Genomic DNA, 21,691 nt, shown 5'->3' with positions numbered 1-21,691 from the left:
CGGATCGGGTCTGCGGTCCACGGACAAAGGTACCCGGACGGGCGCGGGTCCCGCGAGCCGCAGCAGACAGGCAGCGCGGGCCGCCGGGGCAACGAAGAAGGGCGCCCGCGGCGGGCGCCCTTCTCCCTTCCGGGCCGGGCGGCCGCGCCTACTGCTGCGCGGGGGCCGCTCCGTTCTTCAGCTCCTGCAATCGGGCCAGGAGCGTATGCGTCTCGGGATCGAGCTCCGCCATCCTGGCGACGATCCGCTGCTGGAACGCCTGGATGCGCTCGACCATCTGCGGGTCCTGCATCGCCCGCTGGCGCGCCGACGCGAAGCCCTGCTGGAGCTGCTCGGCCTCGGCGGCGAGCTGGTTCAGCTTCGCGTTGTCGCCGGCCTGCTGCGCGGCCTGCACCTCGGCCTTCAGCGCCTCGGCACGCTCCGCCTGCGCCCTGAACGTGGGATCGACGCGCTCCATCGTCGCCGTCAGCTGGTCGCCGATGGAGTCCTGCGCAGCCTGGAGCGCCGGATCCTGGAGGGCCCGCGCCTGGATCTGCTGCAGGCGGGCCTGGATCTGCTGCGCCTCCGTCTGCGCGGGCTGCTGCGTGGCTTCCGCGGGAGCCTCCTGCGCCGCGAGCGCGGCGGGGGCGGCGAGCATCGCCAAGGCCAGGAGCGTGGGTCGAATCGTCTTCAGCACGAATCCTTCCTTCCGGGGGTGAACGCGCCCGCGGGCGCCGGATCGCGCACCGACCGCCGGTGCACACCCGCTACCGGAAACCCCACGGGGCGCCGTGGGTTCCCCGGGCGCTCGCAGCAAGTGGCGTACGGGCGCGGGTTTGGGACCGCGAACTCCACCGCGCCCGGCGCGCTACTCCTCCACCTGCTCGCCGGTTCGAAGGTCGTACGACGGCCCTTCGATCCAGAGGAGGAGGTGCTCCGCGTCCCCCAGCTCCGGGTGCGGCGCGGCCAGCTCCACCGCCCAGAGGGGGTCCACCACCCCGGGGCGCACGGTCCGCTCCACCGTTTCCGCCTCGGTGTGGATCACCTTCACCACCGCGGGGGTGTCCAGCTCCACGCGGGTGTTGTCCAGGTAGCGCAGGTCGTACGCCACCAGCGACCGGACCGTGAAGGTCCAGCCGCGGTGGATCCGGTATTCCTCCCGGACCGTGTCCATGACCCACTGCCGCACCAGCTCGGGCTCCATCGTGCTCGTCGTCCTCCTCGCGTCGTCGCCGCCCCGGCCCGGAGCACGACCCGTTCCGCGCCCGCCGCGCCGGTTGCGCGGGAGCCGCGGAGAGGGAAGATTCACCAAAGGTTTCCCGCGGCAAGGCCCGCGGGCGCATGCCACTCCAGCCCGCCACCCCGCATGAACGACACCGGACGCCCCGAGGGGCCCGCCCTCGCGCGGGTTCTCCGCCCGAGAAGCCTCCGCCGCGCCGCGGCCGGCCTGCTGCTCGCCGCCGGCGCCGCGTGCGCCCCGGCCCCCGTGACGCAGGGCGCCGTGGCCGCGGCCCCGGGGACCGCCGTAGCCCCCTTCGAGCTGGACGAGGCCACGGTCGCCGAGCTGCAGGAGGGGATGCGCAGCGGGCGGTACACCTCCCGCTCCATCACCGAGGCGTACCTGGCGCGCATCGAGGCGCTCGACCGGCGCGGGCCGGCGCTTCAGTCCATGCTGGACCTCAATTCGGACGCCCTGGCCATCGCGGACAGCCTGGACGCGGAGCGCCGCGCCGGGCGGGTGCGCGGGCCGCTGCACGGGATCCCGGTGGTGGTCAAGGACAACGTGGACACCGCCGACCGCATGACCACGACCGCCGGCTCGCTGGCGCTGGAGGGCTCCATCGCCCAGCGCGACGCCTTCGTGGCGGAGCGGCTGCGGGAGGCGGGCGCCGTGATCCTGGGCAAGGCCAACCTCAGCGAGTGGGCCAACTTCCGCTCCACGCAGTCGTCCAGCGGCTGGAGCGGGCGGGGCGGGCAGGTGCGCAACCCGTACGCGCTGGACCGCTCGCCCTGCGGCTCCAGCTCCGGGACCGCCGTCGCCGTCGCCGCGAACCTGGCCCCGGTGGGCGTCGGGACCGAGACCGACGGCTCCATCGTCTGCCCGGCGGCCGCCAACGGGCTGGTGGGCGTCAAGCCCACCATGGGGCTGGTGAGCCGCGCCGGGATCATCCCCATCGCGGGGAGCCAGGACATCGCCGGGCCCATGGCGCGCACCGTGACCGACGCCGCCCTGCTGCTGGGCGCGCTCGCCGGGGCCGACCCGCGCGACCCGGCCACCGCTGCGAGCCGCGGGAAGGCGGCGGCGGACTACACCCGCTTCCTGGATCCGAATGGGCTGCGCGGCGCCCGCATCGGCGTGGTCCGGAAGGGGTTCACGGGCTACAGCCCGGAGACGGACAAGCTCTTCGAGGAAGCCGTCGCGACGATGCGGCGGGCCGGCGCCGTGCTGGTGGACTCGCTGGAGATGCCCCATCGCGGCGAGTACGGAGCCGCCGAGTACACGGTGCTCCTGTACGAGTTCAAGGACGAGCTCAACAAGTACCTGGCCGGGCTGGGCCCGAACGCGCCGGTGAAGTCGCTGGAGGAGGTGATCGCCTTCAACGAGCGCGAAGCCGCCCGTTCCATGCCGTACTTCGGGCAGGAGATCCTGGTCGCCGCGCAGGCCAAGGGGCCGATCACCGAGAAGGAGTACCTGGAGGCGCGGGAGAAGACCCGGCTGGCGGGGAAGGGGATCGACTCCCTGATGGCGCTGCACCGCCTGGACGCCGTCGTCGCGCCTACCGGGAGCCCCGCGTGGCCCATCGACCTGATCAACGGCGACCACTTCCTGGGAGCCAGCTCCACGCCGGCCGCGGTCTCCGGCTACCCGAACGTCACCGTGCCCATGGGGTTCAGCTTCGGGCTCCCGGTGGGGGTGTCGTTCTTCGGACGCGCCTGGAGCGAGCCGACGCTGCTCCGGCTGGCCTACGCCTACGAGCAGGCCACGAAGCACCGTGCCCCTCCGCGGTTCCTTCCGACCGTCGATCTCACGGTGCGGTAGGAGGCTCGTCATGACACAAGGCCGCGCCGTCCTGTTCTTCTGCGCCGACCCGGCCAGGGACCCCGTGGCGAGCCACGTGTTCGAGGCGTCGCGCCGGCTCCTCCCTCTGGTCGAGACCGGGGACGAGGTGGACGGGATGCCGGTCCTGGCGCACCGCGACGCGGCCGGCCGCGAGTTCGTGTACGTACGCACCGCCGAGGTGCTGAGCCACGACTACCCGCGCTACCTCCCCCTGCTGACCGGGCGGCTCAGCGGCTTCGACGTGGCGCTGCTGGTGAACTGGCACGAGGGCGCGAACGCCCCCGACGGCATCTTCATGGCGCATACCACGGGGGACGTCGTCTCGGGGCGGTTCGGCCCGGCCGACCCCGCCCTCACGACCGCCGTGCTCCGCGCCATCGAGCGCACGCGGACCGAAGCCGGGCTCGACCGGTACCGGACGGTCACGGAGGCCACGCACTGGTCTGGCGTGGTGTACGGCCATGCGCCCGAGCTCCTGACCTGCTACCCGGTGCCGCTCCTGGACGTCGAGATCGGGAGCTCGCCGGAGAGCTGGAGCGACCCGGAAGCGGCGGAGGTGCTCGCCCGCGCCCTGGTGCGCATCTTCGACGAGGAGCCGCCGCGCGGCGGCTCGGTGCTCTTCGTGGGGGGCGTGCACTTCGAGCCCAGCATCCGCGACGCGGTGCTCGGAGACGACCGCCCCGACGACGTGGCGGTCTCCCACGTGCTCGCCAACCACTGGCTCGTGGCGGGCGGCTACGGCGAGCCCGGGGGCGCGGAGAAGCTGGAGGCCTGCTGCCGCTCCATCGCGGGAGGGGTGGACGCCCTCGTCTTCCACGACAACCTCAAGGGAGCCCTCAAGGCCACGGTGCGCGCGGTCGCGGAGCGGCTCTGGATCCCGAGCTTCAACCACCGCAGGCTCCGCAGCCCCGAGCCGCTCCCACTCCGCGCCCCGGCCGATCCGACAGGGTAGCCGAGCCTTACCCCCTGCCGTCCGGCATCTCCCCACCCCCACCGCGGGCCGCCCCCTACTCCCCGCATCGTCCGCGGCGGCATAGATTCCCGCCCATCGCGACCCGGCCCCGGCACCCCCGGAGCGACTGTCGCACTTCGTACTCACGCACTCCGTCGATACATGCTCGATCCACTCCTCCGTCCCCGCTCCGTCGCCGTCGTGGGGGCGAGCCGGACGCCGCACACCATCGGCTACCAGATCCTGGACAACCTGGTGCGCCACGGCTACACCGGGCCGGTCTACCCGGTGAACCCCTCCGCCGCCTCCGTGCACTCCATCCGGGCGTACGCGTCCGTGGAGGAGATCCCCGACCCGGTGGACCTCGCCGTCGTCGTCGTCCCCAAGCAGCACGTGCAGGCGGTGGCGGAGGCGTGCGGGCGCAAGGGGGTGGGGGCGATGGTGGTGATCTCCGCCGGCTTCCGGGAGATCGGCGGCGCCGGGATCGAGCGCGAGCGCGAGCTGCTGGAAACGGTCCGCCGCTACGGGATGCGCCTGGTGGGCCCCAATTGCATGGGGGTGATGAACACGGCGCCCGACGTGTCCATGAACGCCACCTTCGCCCCCACCATGCCCCCGGACGGCCCCGTCGCCTTCCTGAGCCAGTCCGGGGCGATGGGCGTCACCATCCTGGACTACGCCTCCGAGTACGGGATCGGCATCTCGCAGTTCGTCTCCGTCGGGAACAAGCCCGACGTCTCCGGGAACGACCTGGTGCGCTACTGGGCCGACGACGAGCGCACCGGCGTCATCCTGATGTACCTGGAGAACTTCGGCAACCCGCGCCGCTTCACCCAGCTCGCGCGCGAGATCACCCGCCGCAAGCCCATCGTCGCCGTGAAGTCCGGGCGCAGCGGGGCCGGGGCGCGCGCCGCCTCCTCGCACACCGGGGCGCTCGCCGGGACCGACGCCGCCACCGACGCCCTGCTGCGCCAGTGCGGCGTGCTGCGCGTGGACACGGTGGAGGAGATGTTCGACCTGGCGATGGCCTTCTCGCACCAGCCCATCCCCCGCGGCAACCGCGTCGCCATCGTCACCAACGCCGGGGGGCCCGGGATCATCATCGCCGATGCCTGCGAGGCGCACGGGCTGGAGGTTCCCGAGCTGGCGGAGAGCACCCGCGCGCTCCTGGCCGCCCACTTCCCCGAGGAGGCGTCGCTGCGCAACCCGGTGGACATGATCGCCTCGGCCACCCCGCAGAGCTACCGCGTGGCCGTGGAGGCCGTGCTCGCCGACCCCAACGTGGACGCGGTGATCGCCACCTTCGTCCCCCCGCTGGGAATCCGGCAGGAGGACGTGGCCGAGGCCATCGTGGACGTCGCGGCCGGGCAGCGGGAGAAGCCCGTCATGGCGGTGCTGATGGGGCGCGAGGGGCTTCCGCAGGGGCTGGCCGAGCTGAACGCCGCGGGGATCCCCGGCTACCGCTTCCCGGAGTCGGCGGTGCGAGCGCTGGCGGCCATGTACCGGCAGCGCCGCTGGCTGGAGCGCCCCGTGGGCACCGTGCGCGCCTTCGACGTGGACCGCGCCGCGGTGGAGGAGATCCTGGGGCGCGCCCGCGACGAGGGGCGGGAGAAGCTCTCCGAGACGGAGGTGATGCGGGTGCTGGAGGCGTACGGGATCCCCGTCGCCCCGTACCGCGTCGCGCGGACGCCGGAGGAGGCGGTGGAGGCCGCGGAGTCCATCGGCTATCCCGTGGTGATGAAGGTCCTGTCGCCCCGCATCGTCCACAAGTCGGACGTGGGGGGCGTGGTGGTGGGGGTGGACGCCGCGGACGAGGCGCGCTCCGTCTTCGCGCGGCTCACCACCGAGGTGCCGGCGCGGGCGGGGATCGGGGCGGGGGAGGTGGAGGGCGTGCTGGTGCAGAAGATGGTCTCCGGGGGGAAGGAGACCATCGTGGGGATGCACTCCGACCCGCAGTTCGGGCCGCTCCTGATGTTCGGGCTGGGGGGGATCTACGTGGAGGCGCTGGGCGACGTGGTGTTCCGCGTCACCCCGGTCGCCGATGTCGACGCGCGCGAGATGGTGCGCTCCATCCGGGGCGCCGCCCTCCTGCGGGGCGTCCGCGGCGAGGCGCCCTCCGACGTGGCCGCGCTGGAGGAGACGATCCAGCGCATCTCGCAGCTCGTGGGCGACCACGACGCCATCCGCGAGCTGGACGTGAACCCGTGGCTGGCGTTCCCGCAGGGCGGGGTGGCAGTGGACGGCCGGATCTCCGTGCGCCTGGAGGGCGCGCCCGCTGGCCCGCCGCGCGCGGACGTGGTAGATTCTGCGCCGGACCCGGTTCTCATTCAACAGGACATAGCAACGTGAGCGAGCCCACCTTCCTGGTTCTGCGCAACGCCGCCATCTTCGGCCTGATCACTCTCGCCATCTACGGCGCGTGCCTCTGGATGATCCGGATCGAGGAGAACCGCAAGAAGAACCGCCGCTAGCCCGCCCCGCGGCGCGCGAACGGCCCCTCGCCCGGAGACTCGGGCGGGGGGCCGCGCGCATGGGGCTTGCAGGCCGTCCTGCCCCCCGCTCGGCGCGCCCGGGGGGAACTCGCGCGGGGGGCGGGATCGTATTACACTAGCATCGGGGGCACGCACGGGAGCCCGGGACATCGAGCCGGGGCCGGCAGCCCGAGTACCCGATCCACCAAGGAGGATGCATGAGGAAGCCCATCAGCAAGCACGCACTTCGCCGCGCCATGGAGCGCGTTCAGGGTGAGGGCCAGCTGGAGTGGAGCGGTCCCACGGGCGCGGTCGTCGACCGCATCTGGCACGAGCTGGAGAGGGAGGCGTTCAACCGGAAGAAGCCCTCCGGCCGCGACGCCGCGCGCCGGGCGCGGGCGCTCGCCACGGTCGGCGCCGGCGACGAGGCGCCGGCGGAGGAGACGGAGGAGTAGCGCTGCCGCCCCGGAGGGCTCGTTGAGCCGCTCGGACCGCGATTCGGGGAGCCCCGGGAAAGCCCGGGGCTCCCTTCGCGCCGAGCTCCTCTTCAACCTTTCCTTTCTGGCCTTCGCGGCCGTCGTCCTCGCCCTCTGGGCCGCATCGGTGCTGGACCTCGCCGCGCTCGACGGGGCGCGCGCGCTCGGCGCCATCCTCCTGCTGGCGGCCGCGGACGTGGCCGTGTTCGGAGTGCTGGGGAGCCACCTGGTGGGGAGGCTCGTGGTCCGGCCGCTCTCGGAGGCCGCCGACGCCGCCACGGCCATCGCCGACGGCGACTACCAGCGCCGAGTCCCCCCCGGCGAGAGCCGCGAGACCGCCGCATTGGCGGACGCCCTGAACCGCCTGACCGACCAGCTCCTGCAGGACCAGACGCGCCTGGCGGAGAACGTCCGCTCGCTCGACGAGACCAACCGCGTCCTGGTCGCCACCCAGCGCGACCTGGTGCAGGCGGAGAAGCTGGCCGGGATCGGGCGCCTCGCCGCCGGCGTGGCGCACGAGGTGGGGAACCCGCTGGGGGCGCTCCTGGGGTACGCGGCGGTGCTGCGGCGCCGCGGGGTGGACGAGGAGCTGCTGGGCGGGGTGGAGCGCGAGGCGCGCCGCATCGACCGCATCGTCCGCTCGCTCCTGCAGTACGCCCGCCCGCACGGCGGCGCCCGGGAGCGGGAGGAGGTGGACCTGAACGCCTCCATCCGGCGGGTGGCCGCGCTCCTCCGCGAGCAGGGGCGCCTCGCGGAGGTGGAGCTGCGCCTCCGGCTCGCCGAGCAGCTCCCCCCCATCCACGCCGTGGCGCACGACGTGGACCAGGTCTTCGTCAACCTGTTCACCAACGCTGAGGCGGCGATGGAGGGGCGGGGGACGCTCACCGTGCACACGGTGGTGCGGAGCTTCGAGCCCGCCCGGCGGATCCCCCCCCGGCGCGCGGACGACCCCGCGGGGGTGGACTACAGCCACCTCCGCCGCCCCCGGCACGGGTCGCACCGCGACGCGCAGCGCCTGGAGGCGGGCGACGAGATCGTGCAGGTTCTGGTGGCCGACACCGGGCCGGGGATCCCCCCGGAGCACGTGGAGGCCGTCTTCGACCCCTTCTTCACCACCCGCCAGCCCGGCGAGGGGACCGGGCTCGGGCTCGCCATCGTCGCCAGCACGGTGACCGAGTTCGGAGGGCGGGTGGAAGTCACCTCCGCGAACGGCGGGGGCGCGGTGTTCGCCCTTTCCTTTCCCACCGGCAGGCACGCATCGTGAGCTCCGGCCGCATCCTGGTGATCGACGACGAGGCGGGGCTCCGCCACACCCTCTCCCTGATCCTCCGGGAGGAGGGGTACGAGGTCGCCACGGCCGAGGACGGCGAGGTGGGGCTCCGCACCGCCCTGGCCGAGCCCCCGGACCTGGTACTCTGCGACGTGCGAATGCCGCGGCTGGACGGGCTCCAGTTCCTGGAGCGCTACCAGGAGGCCGGCGGCACGGCGCTGGTGGTGGTGATGAGCGCGTACGGCTCGCTGGACTCCGCGGTGGAGGCCATGCGCCGCGGCGCCTACGACTACGTCTCCAAGCCCTTCAACGCGGACGAGATCCTGCTCACCCTCCGCAAGGCCGAGGAACGGGAGCAGCTCCGGCGCGAGGTGGTCCGGCTGCGGAAGCAGGTGGGCGAGGTGGAGGGGTTCGAGGAGGTGGTGGGGCGCTCGCAGGTGATGCGGGAGGCGCTGGAGCTGGCGGGCCGGGTGGCGCCGTACCCTTCCACGGTGCTCATCACCGGCGAGAGCGGCACGGGGAAGGAGGCCATCGCCCGCGCCATCCACCGCGCCTCGCCGCGGAGCCAGGCGGCGTTCGTGGCCGTCAACTGCGGCGCCATCCCGGAGAACCTGCTGGAGTCGGAGCTGTTCGGGCACGAGAAGGGCGCCTTCACCGGGGCCGACCGGACGCGTGAGGGGCTCTTCGCGGAGGCGAACGGGGGGACGCTCTTCCTGGACGAGATCGGCGAGCTGCCGAACCCGCTCCAGGTGAAGCTCCTGCGCGTGCTCCAGGAGCGGCGGGTGCGCCGCGTGGGCGCCTCCGCCGAGGTGCCGGTGGACGTCCGCGTGCTGGCGGCCACCGCGCGCGACCTGGTGGAGGAGGTGCAGGAGGGACGCTTTCGGGACGACCTGTTCTACCGGGTCAACGTGGTGCAGATCCACCTCCCGCCGCTCCGCGCCCGCCCGGAGGACATCCCCCTCCTCGCCGGCCACTTCCTCCGGCGGCACGCCGCGCGCTTCGGGATCGCCGCGGGCGAGCTCCCCTCCGCGCTCCTCCCCGTGCTCGCCTCGTATCCCTGGCCGGGGAACGTCCGCGAGCTGGAGAACGTGGTGGAGCGCGCCCTGGTCCTGTCCGGCGGCGACGTGCGCGAGGAGCACCTGCCGCCCCACGTGCGCTCCGGGACCCACCCCTTCCACATCACCCCCGACGACGCCGACCTTTCGGTGAAGCGGCGGCTCCCGGCGCTGGAGCGGGAGCTGATCGCCCGGGCGCTGCAGCGGACGCAGGGGAACCGCACCCGCGCCGCGGACCTGCTGGAGCTGTCCGTGCGGGCGCTGTCGTACAAGATCCAGGACTACGGGCTGGACTGAGGGCGCGGCCGTCGGGAGCCGGGCGCACCCGGCTCCCGTCACCAAAAAGGGGGGAAGTGTCGGCAGGATTCTGCGCGTACTTTAGCCCATTGCGTGATCGGGACTCTGCGAATATCTTCGGCCTCCCGCTGTGCACTGCGTCCACGAAGTTCGCCCGTCTGATGCCCGTCCTCCCCCGTGATGTCCGCGGCTTCTCGCTCCTGGAGCTGCTCACCGCGCTCGTGATCGTGGGGGTGCTGACCTCCCTCGCCGCGCCCGCCATGGACCGGGCCCTGGCCCGGATGCGCACCCGCGCCGCGCTCGACCGTTTCACGGGCGACCTGTACCACGCGCGGATCCTCGCCGTGCGCTCCGGGCGGGCGGTGGTCGTCCAGTTCCCCGGGTCGGAGCGGTGCGGCGGCGCGGCGAATCGCTACGGCACGGACCACTACCTGGTCCTGGCGAGGGACGGCTCCGACCGGGTGCTGAAGCGGGTCGCGCTCGGCGGGGGAGGGCTCTGCCTGGAGATGAACCAGTCGGACTCCATGCGCTTCGACTCGCGCGGGATGCTGCGCGGCCTGGGGAACCGCACCGTGGTCGCCCGGCGCGGCGGGGACGTCCGCGATTCGCTGACGGTGTCGCGCGCGGGGCGGATCCTCCGCAGGTTCTGACGCGGCCACCCCGGGAGGGCGAACCGGGAAAAGTTTTCCATCCCGGAAGAAAGGTGGGGCTCCGCGAGGCGGCCGCGATCGCTAAGTCGTTGCGGCATAACACTGTCTTCCGCGGCACGCTCCTTCCTTAGGACGGGGGCATGACCACACCACCTTCCTCCCCCCGCCGCTCCACCGCCGGCTTCAGCCTCCTCGAGCTCATGGTCGTGCTGCTCCTGGTCATGATCATGGCCTCCGTGGCCGCCCCGCGGATGAACACCATGGCCGCCAAGCAGAAGACGCAGGGCGCGGTCGGACAGCTCAGCGCCGACCTGGCGTACGCCCGCGTCCTCGCCGTCCGCTGGGGCCGCCCGACCTCGGTCCGGTTCGCGGCATCCGGCACGGAGTACACCGTCACGGTGGACACCGCAGGCACGGCCTCCCCGAACTTCCGGACCGTGAAGCGGGTGCAGCTCGGGCGCGACTACGCAGGCGTCCGGCTTACGCCTCCCGCGGCCCAGGTCTCGTTCGACACCCGCGGGATCGTGAAGGCCGGCGGCGGCACCTTCACCATCGCCGGGGCCACCATGACGGACACGCTGAATCTCAATGCTACCGGGAGGACGTACCGTGACAGGTGATTCGGCGCGCCTGCGCTCCGACGACGGCTTCACGCTCGTGGAGGTGCTCGCCGCGATGATGATCCTCGCGGTCGGGCTGCTGGGCCTGGAAGCGCTCGGCATCGGGGCATCACGGATGCTCGTCCGCGCGGAGAAGGAGAGCCGGGTCTCCACCCTGGCCGCCACCCACCTGGAGGCGGGGCTGCGCCAGGCCCGGGCCAATCCGGCGGGCACCGGATCTTCCTGCCCGGTGGAGGAGCGGGGGAAAGATACCGTGTGCGTGACCGTCCAGGCCGTCACCGGGGTCGCGAAGACACGGCGGGTCACGGTGACCGTCCGGCCCGTCCGCGGCGCCGTCCGCGTCGACTCCTTCGTGGTCTCTTCCACGTTCTACGACCCGGCGATCCCATGAACAACCGCGGCTTTACCCTGGTCGAGCTCGCGGTGGCGCTGGTCATCGGCGGCTTCCTCGTGGGTGTGGTCTTCCAGTTCGTGAACGGGCACCAGCGCTTCGTGGGAATGCAGAGCGCCCGCGAGGAGGTCCAGCAGAACGGCCGCGCGGCCCTGGAGCTGATCTCGGCCGAGCTGCGCGGCGCCAGCCGGGGCGGGATCGTCGCCGCGACCGCGGGCTCCATCCGGTTCCGGTCCCCGCGCATCTGGGGGATCGTGTGCGGTCCCGAAGTCAGTGGGACGCGGGTCGTCGTCTTCCCCGGCGTGGACCTCACGCCGTTCAAGGGCTCCAACCTGCCGGACAGCCTCGCGCTGCGGGAGTCCCCGGCCGCCCCGCCCGTGCAGTGGCGGTTCGCCTCCGTGACGGACGCCACCCCCGCGGCCGGACAGGGTGCGGCGCAGTGCGGGGTGATTGACCCGCAGCCCGGTCGGGTCCAGGTCCGTACGCTCACGAACGTGCCGACCACGATCCCGTTCCAGCTCGGCGAGCCCGCCTACCTGTACGACATCGTCGAATACGCCACGGGCAATTCGAACGTGCCGGGGAAGTGGCTGCTCAGGACTGCGGGCGGGCCGGCGCAGCCGCTCGCCGGACCGCTGAAGGAGGTGGAGAGCGTCCCCGTCTTCCGGCTCCGGTACTTCGACGCCGGCGGCACGGTGCTGGATCCGATCGTCGTCGCGAACATCGCCGAGGTCGAGGTGAAGGTCACCACGATCAGCCGCTCGTCCAAGCCGTCGCTGGAGTTCAGCGACTCCACCCGCGTCCGCCTCCGGAACTGACCATGCGCGTCAACCGTAACGTACCGTTCGCCCGGCTGCGAGGCGACCGCAGGGGCATGGCGCTCCCCGTGGCGCTGTTCGGGCTCGTGGCGGTCACCATTCTGGTCACCTCGGCGCTCATGACCTCCACCACCGAGGCGGCCATGAGCAGCGCGAACCTGGATGCCACCCGGGCCCTCTACACGGCCGAGGGGGCGGTGCAGGCCTACGTCGCGAGCCGGGGCGCGGAGCTGGACTCCGTGCGGAACCTGGACTGGCAGATCCCGGGAACCACCCAGAGGGCGCGCATCACCGTGACCCGCCTGGGCCGCCTGCCAGGCGACATCACCGCGAACCCGCCGTTCGGTCCCACCGACCGGTACTCCGTCCTGGCCGAGCCGCTCGTGAACGGGCGGCCGGGGCGGGGGGTGATCGCCCTGGTGTCGCTCCCCAGCGTATATACGCACATGGCCCTGAACGTGAACGCGGGCGCCACGGTCGGCTCGGACCTGGAGGTGGGCGGGAATTCGAAGGTGGTGGACCGCTCTTCTGCGTGCGCCGATAGTCTCGGTGCCGCGGCCGTCGTCCACGAGGCCGGCACCACCGTCACGACGAGCGGGAGCGGGAACATCTCCGGGTCGGTCCAGCAGAGCAGCCTCAGCGGGCAGGCGTTCATCGATTGGATCCTGAATGGAAAGACGCTGGAGGAGTTCGCCAAGTTGGCCGACATCAAGTTCGGCCCCAGGCTCGACCCGGAGCTCTTCCCCAACAACGCGAGGGCGAAGTGGGACGCGACCAATCCCAAGCTCCGCTGGGGGTGCCCCGCGGGGATTGCGGGCGTCACCTGCCCAACCAACGACCCGCAGACGAACCTGTATCCCACCGTCGGGGTCGACGCGAACGGCGGAACCGTCAACCTGCAGGGCGACCACGGGCAGGGGATCCTGATCATCTTCAATGGCAACCTGGAGATCCAAGGGAACTTCCAGTACAACGGGATCGTCCTCGTCGAGGGCTACACCAAGATCACCGGCACCGGCGGCGGGAGCACCACGAGCAAGATCGAGGGGGCGCTGATCTCGCTCGGCCAGAACACGACCCAGAAGACCAACATCGCGGAAAGCGCCACGATGGGGAACGCGGTGATCAGCTACAACCGCTGCCAGGTGAAGGCCGCCCAGGACGCCTTCAACCAGAGGCAGATCCAGAAACCCGTCTTCCAGGCCCCGCAGGCCACCTTCGGCTGGTTCGAGCTGGTGCGCTGATTCCGCACGACCGCAGCCTTCCTCCTTGACGTACGCTTCCGCGGGCCGTATCGTTTCCGGACACCATCCAAACTGAAGCGGCGCCCCTCCCGGGCGCCGCCCATCTCCGGTCCGCGGGCGGCCCAGCCCACGCATCATCAACGCTGGTTTTCTCTCCCATGGTATCTCTTCTCCGCCGCGGCAAAAGCACCGTCGGCCTGGACATCGGCAGCGGCTTCATCAAGGTGGCGGTGGTCGACCACTCGGGCGCCGCGCCGGAGCTGGTGCACGTCTCGCACACCCCGCTGATCGCCGACGCGATCGTCGAGGGCGAGATCATGGACCCGCAGCTCGTCGCCGAGACGCTGCGCTCCATCTTCGAGACCTCCGGCGTGAAGGCGAAGAACGTGGTGGTCTCCGTCGGAGGCCGCGACGTGATGGTCAAGAAGATCCAGATGGACCGGATGAAGGAGGCCGACGCGCGGGAGGTGATCCGCTGGGAGGCCGAGCAGTACGTCCCCTTCGACATGGAGAACGTGCAGCTCGACTTCCAGATCCTCGACCCGCTGGAGGACGGCCTGCAGATGAGCGTCCTGCTGGTGGCCGCCAAGCGCGAGCTGGTGGACCAGCGCGTCTCGCTGCTGCGCGACGCGGGGATCACCGCCACGGTGGTGGACGTGGACGCCTTCGCGCTGCACAACGCCTTCGAGTACAACTACCCCGACTCGCGGGAAGGCACGCTCGCCCTGGTCAACGTGGGACACGAGATCTCCACGGTGAACGTGCTCCAGGGCGGCGCGCCGGTGCTCACCCGGGACGTTCCCTTCGGCTCGCGCCGGCTGCGCGAGGAGCTGCGCCGTCTCCACGGCCTCACTGCCGAGGACGCCGAAGCCGTGCTGCAGGGGCGCTCGCCCCGCGCGGGGGAGTTCCGGGCGCTCCTCGAGGAGGGCTCCGACGAGCTCGCCAACGGGATCGAGCGCGCCGCCGCGTTCCTCTCCATCGGCGACTCCGGCGGACAGGGGCTCGGACGGATCTATCTCTGCGGCGGCGGTGCCCGGATCCCCGGGCTCGCCGAGACCATCGGCGCGCGACTCCGCGTCCGCACCGAGGTCGCAAACCCCCTCCAGCGGCTCCGCGTCAAGCCGGGTGTGACCTCCCTCTTCCCGGTGGACGAGCTCGCCCCCATGCTGATGCTCCCCGTCGGCCTGGCCCTCCGGTCCGCCGCCTGATTCAGGAAGCAATCCCTTGATCGAGATCAACCTCCTCCCCGCCGGGGAGAAAAAGCGCCGCGCCGCCGGCCGGCCGGGCGCGTCCCGCAGCGCCCCCGCGCTCCCGAAGTTCTCGGGAGACCCCTACATGCTCGGCTTGGGCTCCCTGGCCGTGCTCCTCCTGGTGGGGATGGGCTTCATGTACTGGCGGGTGGACACCGGCCGGGCCGAGGTCGAGACGCGCATCGAAGAGGCGCGGCAGGACTCCGTCCGCTTCGCCTCCACCATCCAGCTCGTGGAGGCCATGGAGTCGCGCCAGGACACCATCGAGAGCAAGATCGAGGTGATCCGCGGCGTCGACAGCCGGCGCTACATCTGGCCGCACATCCTGGACGAGATCAGCCGGGCGGTGCCGCCCTACACCTGGCTCACCAAGGTGGTGGCCCTCGATGCCCCGCCGCCCCCCGCGCCCGTCACCGCCGCGGACTCGGCGGCGGCGAAGAAGCCGCAGGCGCCCGTCGGGCCCGCCTTCAGCCTCGAGGGGAACACCGGGTCCACGCAGGCCCTGACCCGCTTCATGAAGAGCCTGGAGGCCTCCCCCTTCATTCGCGAAGTCACCCTGGTGACGAGCGAGCAGGTCAGCACCGGGGGGCGGACGTACCAGAAGTTCACGCTCGAGGCCCGGTACGAGGTCCCCGACTCCTCGTTCGTCGAGACCGTCCCCGTCATCTCCCTCCGATAGCAACATGGCGCTCCCGGCAATCGATCCGCAGAAGCGGCAGCAGCTTCTCCTCGGGACCATTCTGGTCCTGGGCCTGGCGTACCTCTTCCACAGCTACCTGTACTCTCCCAAGCGGGAGGAGCTCTCCGGGCTCGAGACCCGGCTGGCGGGGCTGGAGACTCAGAACCGGGCGGCCCGCGCCGTGGCGCAGACCTCGGGTACCGCCGAGGTGGAGCGGAAGCTGGCGCTCTACCGCGACCAGCTCCAGGCGGTGGAGGCGCTGATCCCCTCCTCCGAGGAGCTCCCCGACCTGCTGGACGCCATCTCCGCCGAGGCGCAGCGCACCGGGGTGGAGGTCACCCTGATCCAGCCGACCGGCGCCACGGAAGAGGCCTACTACACCCGCCGTGTCTACGACGTGGCGGTCCTGGGGGCCTACCACTCCGTGGGCGACTTCCTGACGCGCGTCGCGTCGCTTCCACGGATCGTGACCCCGCTGGACCTGAGCCTCGTCGCGCGCCCCACCGAGTCGCCGGACCAGGCGCCCAAGGTGGAGGCCCGCTTCTCCATCGAGACCTACGTAATCTCCCCCACCGAGAATGCAGCGCATGTGGAGCAATCCGAATAGGGCCCTCCGCCTGGCCCTGCTGGCGGCCGGGCTGGCCCCGCTCGCCTGGCCGGCGTCCGCGCAGAGCAAGGGCGACGACCCGTCGCTGGTCTACCGCCGCGAAGTCTTCCAGTACCCGCGCGGGGCGCGCCCCGACCCCTTCCGCTCCCTCCTCACCCCGGAGGAGCTGGGGTACCGCGTGGAGGACATGCGGCTCACCGGGGTCATCTACAGCCCCAATAGCCAGGTCTCCGTGGCGGTGCTCACGGACGCGCTCAGCAAGAAGCGGTTCCGGCTCCGCGTCGGCGAGCGCGTGGGGGGGATCACCGTCGCGGCCATCCACCCGCGGCGCGTGGACGTGGTGGTGAACGAGTTCGGAGTGATCCGGCGTGAGACGCTGCAGCTGCGGCGTCCCGATCCGGTGCAGGAGGCAACCGGGCCCCAGCAGCAGGCGCAGGGAGCGATTCCGGCGGTGCCCGCGGGCTCGCCGGTCCAGAACGCGGCACAGAACGGGAGAGGAAAATGAAGCGCTTGCTGGCACTCCTGGCCCTCGTACCCCTGCTCGTGGCGGCGTCCCCGCCGGCCGGCAACGGGGACGTGACCACGCTGCGCCTGGAGCCCCGCGAGGGGCGGGCGGAGCTGATCATCGAAGTGGCGGGCGGCGACGTCCGCTGGACCGACTTCCCGCTTTCCGGCCCCCCGCGGGTGGTGCTGGACATCGCGGGCGCCCGGAGCGCGCTCCCCAGCGAGCGGTACCAGGGGATCGACCGCGGCGGCGTGACCGGGCTGCGCACCAGCCAGTACGAGTCGGACGTGGTGCGGGTCGTCGTGGACCTGGCGCGCCCGTCGCAGTACACGGTGGCGCGGGTCCCTGAGGGGATCCGCATCTCCTTCGCCTCGTCCGCGAGTGGCTTCGAGCCCTGGAGCAGCGGTTCCGGGGCGCCGCGGGCGGCGCGCCGCGAGGAGCCCCGCCGCCATCCGGCCGCCCCCGCGCAGCAGCCCCAGGCGCGGCAGCAGCGCCGGATGACGGTCAGCTTCTACGAGGCCGACATCCGCGACGTGCTGGCGAGCATCGCCGAGTTCGCGAACCGCTCCATCGTGGCGGGCACGGGGGTGGAGGGGATCCGCGTCACCGCGGAGATCAACAACCAGCCGTGGGACGTGGCGCTGGAGACCATCCTCCGCGCCAACGGGCTGGCGCACGAGGAGCTTCCGAGCGGGATCATCCGCGTGGACAAGATCGAGGCGCTGGCCCAGCGCCGCGAGCAGGAGCCGCTGGTGACCCGCACGTTCCGGGTGAACTACGTCCCGGTGGCGGAGCTCGCCAGGACGCTGGAATCGCTGAAGACCGCGCGCGGCGCCGTGGCGACGAACCCCACGACCAACACGCTGATCGTCACGGACGTCGCGGGGGCGGTGAGCAACATCGAGTCGCTCATCCCGCAGCTCGACATCCGCACCCCGCAGGTGGCGATCCAGACCAAGATCATCTTCGTGAACCGCTCCAACGTGGAGGAGCTGGGCGTCACGTACGACCTCAAGGACTCCCGCGGCAACTCGCTCAACCGGCTGGTGGGCGTGCCGGAGCGCGACCTCGTCACCGGCGAGCTCACCGGCGACCTGACCCGGAGCGACCTGGTCCTGCTGGGCGGCAACTCGATCGCCGCGCTCGGCAACGCCAACACGCGCGTCGTGGGGGCGTCGCTGGAGACCGTCATCTCGCTGGTGCTGGGCCGCTACACCCTGATCTCCTTCCTGGACGCGCTCCAGACGGCGCAGCTCTCGGACGTGCAGGCCGCCCCGCTGATCACCACCCTCGACAACCAGGAGGCGGAGATCTGGGTGGGCGAGCGTACGCCGATCCGCGTGGTGGACGTGGCCGGCGGAGGTGGGGGCGGAGGGGGCGGGGCGGGGCTGCCGCGCGCCACCGCGGAGCTGGTGGAGACCGGGATCCGTCTCCGGGTCACCCCCACGATCACCGCGGACCGGCGCGTCCTGATGCAGCTCCACGCGGAGCGCTCCGCGGCCGTGGCCGCAGCGGGCGACATCGGCGTCTCCTTCCAGACGCAGCAGGGCGACACCCGGCTGATGGTGCGCGACGGCGAGACCGCCGTGATCGGCGGCCTCACCGTCACCGAGGTCACCAGCACCCGCGCCGGGATCCCGTTCCTCATGGACATCCCGTTCGTGGGCGCCCTGTTCCGCACCTCGCGCAAGCAGGAGCAGAAGCGCGACCTGCTCATCATGGTCACCCCCCACATCGTCGAGGAGTCCTAGTGCAGACGCTCATGGCCAGCCGTCGGCGGGCCGCCCCCTTCCTGGCGGCCTTCGCCCTGCTGCTCCTGGCGGCATGCGGCGGCGACAACCTGTTCGCCCCCGGGACCGGCGGGCGGACGAACCCGGGCACCGGCGGCGGGGCAGGGAAGGACACCCTTCCGCCCACGGTCGCCATCCTCGCCCCGCTAGAGGACGCGCTCATCGCCGCGGGAGACTCGCTCACGGTCCGCGTGGCGGTGGCGGACGCGAACGGCCTGGCCGGGCTGGAGCTGAGCGGCTTCTCGGTGGCCGCCGGGGGGAACGTGGAGCGCTTCGCCCGCCGGAGCATCACCATGGGGTCCACGAAGGACACGGTGCGCGCGGACACGGTACGGGCGCTCCTTGTCCCCACCGGGCCCGCGGAAGCGGCCCGCGTGTTCGTCGTGGCGCGGATCACCGACCTGGCGGGGAACACCCGCGCCGACACCGTCGCCATCACCACCGCGATCATCCGGGGGCAGCGGATCCCGCTGGAGTTCCCGCGCGACCGGATCGTGGACATGGTGAGCGACGGGGAGCGGCTCTTCCTTTCCAACTTCACCCGGAACCGGGTGGAGGTGCTGGACCTCCGCTCCGGCGCCCGGTCCAGCTTCCGCGTGGGATCGCAGCCCTGGGGCCTGGCGCTGAGCCCGGACAGCGCCACGCTCTACGTGGCCAACAGCGGCGGGACGAACATCTCGGTGGTCAACCTGGCCGCCGGCGCCCTGGCGGAGGACGAGAGCCGGCGGATCCAGACGCCCAACATCCACCTCTTCGACGTTCCCTTCACCAGCGACTCGGTGGACGTGGTCGACGAGGACGGGCGGCGGCGGAAGATCGCCGCGCAGGTTCCCTCCAAGGTGACCGTCTTCGACTACAGCGACCGGCCGCAGTTCATCGCGCAGACGGTGGGTGGCGAGCTGCTCTACTCCACCGTTCCGACCGGGACCGCGCCCGTGGGGACCCTCCGCCGGCGGCGGACCAACGGCGTGGTGGAGATGTTCGTGGACTACGCGCGGCGCGACCAGACCAGCAAGATGGTCATCGTGAACGCCCTGGACGCCGGGCTGATCGAGGGCAAGCCGAACCGCCTGGCCCTGGTCACCCGGGAGGGCGTCCGGCTCACCGGCTTCGTCGACGAGGTCCGGGCCGAGCTCCTGCGGCTGGGGTCCGAGACCCGGTTCGAGTACCACCTGAACCTGGACGACATCGGGCTCCGGGACACCACCTTCGTCAGCGTGAGCGGCGACCACCGCTCCGTGGCCTTCGGCGAGGGCGCGGTGAACCCCGGCCGCATCATCCTCTTCCGGGAGGCCGGCGACGGGCTCCTGGTGCGGAGCGGCGACACCCGCGACCTGGTGAACAACGCGGCGGAGCGCGTCATCGGGCTGGGCCTGAACCGCGACGGCACGCTGGGCGCCGCGCGCGGCCGGCAGGCCTACTTCTTCGACCCCGCCCTGCGCCTCCTGGGCGTCACCACGACGGGTGCGCCGTTCGGCGGCCTGGCGTTGCACCCCGGCCACCAGGCGTACCCGTCCACCCCGGCGGCCTCGCGCCTCGCCTTCGTGCCCGGGCGGGACGAGAACGGCTCTCCGTACCTGGACGTGCTGGACACCTTCAACTTCTTCCGCCGGACCCGGGTGTTCCTGCGCGACCTGATCACCGGGCCGGTGGTGGTGGCCCCGGCGCCCGCGGGGAGCGGCCAGGTGCTCCGGGTGTACGGGATCACCGCGGACGGGCTGCTCCGCGTGGACCTGGGCGCGGCCGACCTGCAGTAGCGGCCCTCCGCTTCCCGTTCGCCTCCCGCCGGGGGCCTGGCGCGTGCCGGGCCCCCGGTGTTTTATTGTCGGCATGAGCTTGTTTCGTTTCACGACGGCGGGGGAGTCGCACGGCCCGGCGCTGGTCGCCGTCGTCGAGGGGGTCCCGGCGGGGCTGCGCCTGGAGGCGGAGCACGTCGACCGCGAGCTGCAGCGCCGCCAGGGCGGGTACGGCCGCGGCGGGCGCATGCGGATCGAGTCCGACCGGGCCGAGATCCTTTCCGGCGTGCGCCACGGGGAGACGCTCGGCTCGCCGCTCGCGCTCCTGGTGCGCAACCGCGACTGGGCCAACTGGACCGTCGCCATGTCCGCCGCCCCCCCGGAGGCGCCCGCCGACGAGGAGGCGATGCGGCGCGTCCACCTCCCGCGCCCGGGGCACGCGGACCTGGTGGGGATCCTCAAGTACGACCGCGCCGACGCCCGCGACGTGCTGGAGCGTGCCTCCGCCCGCGAGACCACCGTGCGGGTGGCCGCGGGCGCGGTGGCGAGGCGCCTCCTCGAGGAGGTGGGAATCGCCGTGGGGAGCCACGTGGTGGCGCTCGGGGGGATCCTCGCGGAGCCTCCGGAGGCGCTCCCGGACGACCTGAACGCCGCCTCCGACCCCTCCCCGGTCCGCTGCCTGGACCCGGAGGCGGAGGGACGGATGATCGACGCGATCGACGCCGCGAAGCGCGAGGGCGACACCCTGGGCGGAGTGGTGGAGGTGGTTGCGCGGGGCGTCCCCGTGGGGCTGGGCTCGCACGTCTCCTGGGACCGCAAGCTGGACGGACGGCTCGCCGCCGCGCTGATGTCCATCCAGGCGATCAAGGGGGTGGAGGTGGGGCTCGGCTTCGAGGCCGCCATGCGCCCCGGCTCCCGCGTGCACGACGAGATCGTCCGCGACCCGGCCCTGGACGGCGGGGGCGGCTACGGCCGTACCGGCAACCACGCCGGGGGGCTGGAGGGGGGGATCACCACGGGCGCCCCGCTGGTGGTGCGGGCCGCCATGAAGCCCATCTCCACGCTGATGCGCCCCCTTCGCACGGTGGACCTGCGCACCGGCGAGCCGGGCGACGCCGTGCGCGAGCGGTCCGACGTTTGCGCGGTCCCCGCGGCCGGGGTGGTGGCGGAGGCGATGGTGGCGATCGTGCTGGCCGGCGCGGTGCTGGAGAAGTTCGGAGGCGACAGCCTGGGCGAGCTGCTCCGCAACGCTCGCGGGTACCTGGACCGGATCCGGGAGCGGGGTGTCGCGGTCTGAGGGGGGAGCGGTCCGGCGGGTCGTGCTGGTGGGCTTCATGTGCTCCGGGAAGAGCACGGTGGCCGCGGAGCTGGCGCGGCGGCTGGGCTGGGAGGCGCTGGACCTGGACCGCGAGATCGAGGCGCGGGAGGGGCGGACGGTCCCGCGGATCTTCCGGGAGTCCGGGGAGGCGTACTTCCGCGGCCTGGAAGCGGCGGTGACGGCGGAGGTGGCGGGGCGGAGCGGCGTGGTGCTCTCCCCGGGCGGGGGGTGGATCACCAACCCGGCGCTCCTGGAGCTGCTGGGCCCCGGCACGCTCTCCGTGTGGCTGCAGGTGTCCCCCGAGACGGTGCTCTCGCGCGCCGGGCCGGACCGCGCGGCGCGCCCCCTGCTGGACGTCCCGGACCCGCTCGCCGCGGTCCGGCGCCTCCTGGCCGAGCGGGAGCCGCTCTACCGGCTCGCCGCGCTCGCCGTGTCCACCGACGCGCTCGACGCGGCGTCGGCCGCCTCCCTGATCGAGAACGAGATCCGAGCGCGCGGCGCCGCCCCCGGCGGGTGACGCGG

At 72.6% G+C, this 21,691-nt stretch carries 22 protein-coding genes; 20 read left to right on the top strand and 2 right to left on the bottom strand.

Going from position 1 to position 21,691, the window contains the following annotated elements; all coding sequences use genetic code 11:
- Positions 1-148 precede the first annotated feature (148 nt).
- Positions 149-676 carry a hypothetical protein gene (locus VGR37_00670; protein HEV2145907.1) on the bottom strand — a complete coding sequence of 176 codons (528 nt, stop codon included), beginning with the start codon at positions 674-676 and terminating at the stop codon, positions 149-151.
- A gap of 171 nt (positions 677-847) precedes the next feature.
- Positions 848-1,183 (bottom strand): hypothetical protein, encoded by a 336-nt coding sequence (locus VGR37_00665; protein ID HEV2145906.1) that lies wholly within the window; start codon positions 1,181-1,183, stop codon positions 848-850.
- 162 nt (positions 1,184-1,345) lie between these two features.
- Here VGR37_00665 and VGR37_00660 point away from each other — a divergent pair, with 162 nt between their 5' ends.
- The 20 genes from VGR37_00660 to VGR37_00565 all read left to right on the top strand — a co-directional run bounded on the left by VGR37_00660 (position 1,346) and on the right by VGR37_00565 (position 21,686).
- Positions 1,346-3,019 (top strand): amidase, encoded by a 1,674-nt coding sequence (locus VGR37_00660; GenBank protein HEV2145905.1) that lies wholly within the window; start codon positions 1,346-1,348, stop codon positions 3,017-3,019.
- A gap of 10 nt (positions 3,020-3,029) precedes the next feature.
- Entirely contained in the window at positions 3,030-3,992 is a 963-nt protein-coding gene (locus tag VGR37_00655; protein HEV2145904.1) for a D-aminoacyl-tRNA deacylase, read from the top strand.
- Positions 3,993-4,154: 162 nt separating this feature from the next.
- Positions 4,155-6,341, top strand: coding sequence for an acetate--CoA ligase family protein (locus VGR37_00650; GenBank protein HEV2145903.1), 2,187 nt, complete (start codon positions 4,155-4,157; stop codon positions 6,339-6,341).
- Positions 6,338-6,463, top strand: a complete 126-nt coding sequence (locus VGR37_00645; GenBank protein ID HEV2145902.1) for a hypothetical protein — start codon at positions 6,338-6,340, stop codon at positions 6,461-6,463. The genes VGR37_00650 and VGR37_00645 overlap by 4 nt, the downstream gene beginning before the upstream one ends.
- 218 nt (positions 6,464-6,681) lie before the next feature.
- A complete protein-coding gene (locus VGR37_00640) occupies positions 6,682-6,918 on the top strand; it encodes a hypothetical protein (GenBank protein HEV2145901.1) in 237 nt (78 codons plus the stop codon).
- A gap of 22 nt (positions 6,919-6,940) precedes the next feature.
- Positions 6,941-8,203 carry an ATP-binding protein gene (locus VGR37_00635; protein HEV2145900.1) on the top strand — a complete coding sequence of 421 codons (1,263 nt, stop codon included), beginning with the start codon at positions 6,941-6,943 and terminating at the stop codon, positions 8,201-8,203.
- Positions 8,200-9,561 carry a sigma-54 dependent transcriptional regulator gene (locus VGR37_00630; GenBank protein HEV2145899.1) on the top strand — a complete coding sequence of 454 codons (1,362 nt, stop codon included), beginning with the start codon at positions 8,200-8,202 and terminating at the stop codon, positions 9,559-9,561. Before VGR37_00635 ends, VGR37_00630 begins: the two co-directional genes overlap by 4 nt.
- 161 nt (positions 9,562-9,722) lie before the next feature.
- Positions 9,723-10,211, top strand: coding sequence for a GspH/FimT family pseudopilin (locus tag VGR37_00625; GenBank protein ID HEV2145898.1), 489 nt, complete (start codon positions 9,723-9,725; stop codon positions 10,209-10,211).
- Positions 10,212-10,351: 140 nt separating this feature from the next.
- Positions 10,352-10,831, top strand: a complete 480-nt coding sequence (locus VGR37_00620; GenBank protein ID HEV2145897.1) for a GspH/FimT family protein — start codon at positions 10,352-10,354, stop codon at positions 10,829-10,831.
- Complete coding sequence (locus VGR37_00615) at positions 10,821-11,222, top strand: prepilin-type N-terminal cleavage/methylation domain-containing protein (protein HEV2145896.1); 402 nt, start codon at positions 10,821-10,823, stop codon at positions 11,220-11,222. The genes VGR37_00620 and VGR37_00615 overlap by 11 nt, the downstream gene beginning before the upstream one ends.
- The gene (locus VGR37_00610) at positions 11,219-12,040 is read left to right on the top strand and encodes a prepilin-type N-terminal cleavage/methylation domain-containing protein (GenBank protein HEV2145895.1); all 822 of its coding nucleotides are present in this window, start codon (positions 11,219-11,221) and stop codon (positions 12,038-12,040) included. The genes VGR37_00615 and VGR37_00610 overlap by 4 nt, the downstream gene beginning before the upstream one ends.
- Before the next feature lie 2 nt (positions 12,041-12,042).
- Entirely contained in the window at positions 12,043-13,284 is a 1,242-nt protein-coding gene (locus tag VGR37_00605) for a pilus assembly PilX N-terminal domain-containing protein (protein HEV2145894.1), read from the top strand.
- A gap of 158 nt (positions 13,285-13,442) precedes the next feature.
- Complete coding sequence (pilM, locus tag VGR37_00600) at positions 13,443-14,492, top strand: type IV pilus assembly protein PilM (protein HEV2145893.1); 1,050 nt, start codon at positions 13,443-13,445, stop codon at positions 14,490-14,492.
- 16 nt (positions 14,493-14,508) lie between these two features.
- On the top strand, positions 14,509-15,213 hold the full coding sequence (locus VGR37_00595) for a PilN domain-containing protein (GenBank protein ID HEV2145892.1): 705 nt from the start codon (positions 14,509-14,511) through the stop codon (positions 15,211-15,213).
- A 4-nt stretch (positions 15,214-15,217) separates the two neighbouring features.
- Positions 15,218-15,820: a type 4a pilus biogenesis protein PilO gene (pilO, locus tag VGR37_00590; GenBank protein HEV2145891.1), complete on the top strand. Its 603-nt coding sequence runs from the start codon at positions 15,218-15,220 to the stop codon at positions 15,818-15,820.
- Positions 15,801-16,325: a hypothetical protein gene (locus VGR37_00585; GenBank protein HEV2145890.1), complete on the top strand. Its 525-nt coding sequence runs from the start codon at positions 15,801-15,803 to the stop codon at positions 16,323-16,325. The genes pilO and VGR37_00585 overlap by 20 nt, the downstream gene beginning before the upstream one ends.
- Complete coding sequence (locus VGR37_00580) at positions 16,322-18,076, top strand: AMIN domain-containing protein (protein HEV2145889.1); 1,755 nt, start codon at positions 16,322-16,324, stop codon at positions 18,074-18,076. Before VGR37_00585 ends, VGR37_00580 begins: the two co-directional genes overlap by 4 nt.
- 11 nt (positions 18,077-18,087) lie before the next feature.
- A complete protein-coding gene (locus VGR37_00575) occupies positions 18,088-19,872 on the top strand; it encodes a hypothetical protein (GenBank protein HEV2145888.1) in 1,785 nt (594 codons plus the stop codon).
- 73 nt (positions 19,873-19,945) lie between these two features.
- The gene (gene aroC / locus VGR37_00570) at positions 19,946-21,148 is read left to right on the top strand and encodes a chorismate synthase (protein HEV2145887.1); all 1,203 of its coding nucleotides are present in this window, start codon (positions 19,946-19,948) and stop codon (positions 21,146-21,148) included.
- Positions 21,135-21,686 carry a shikimate kinase gene (locus tag VGR37_00565; GenBank protein HEV2145886.1) on the top strand — a complete coding sequence of 184 codons (552 nt, stop codon included), beginning with the start codon at positions 21,135-21,137 and terminating at the stop codon, positions 21,684-21,686. The genes aroC and VGR37_00565 overlap by 14 nt, the downstream gene beginning before the upstream one ends.
- Positions 21,687-21,691: the final 5 nt, after the last annotated feature.

The sequence above is a fragment of the Longimicrobiaceae bacterium genome, from assembly GCA_035936415.1.
Taxonomy (GTDB): Bacteria; Gemmatimonadota; Gemmatimonadetes; order Longimicrobiales; family Longimicrobiaceae; genus JAFAYN01.
This window is presented reverse-complemented; position numbering and strand designations above follow the sequence as displayed.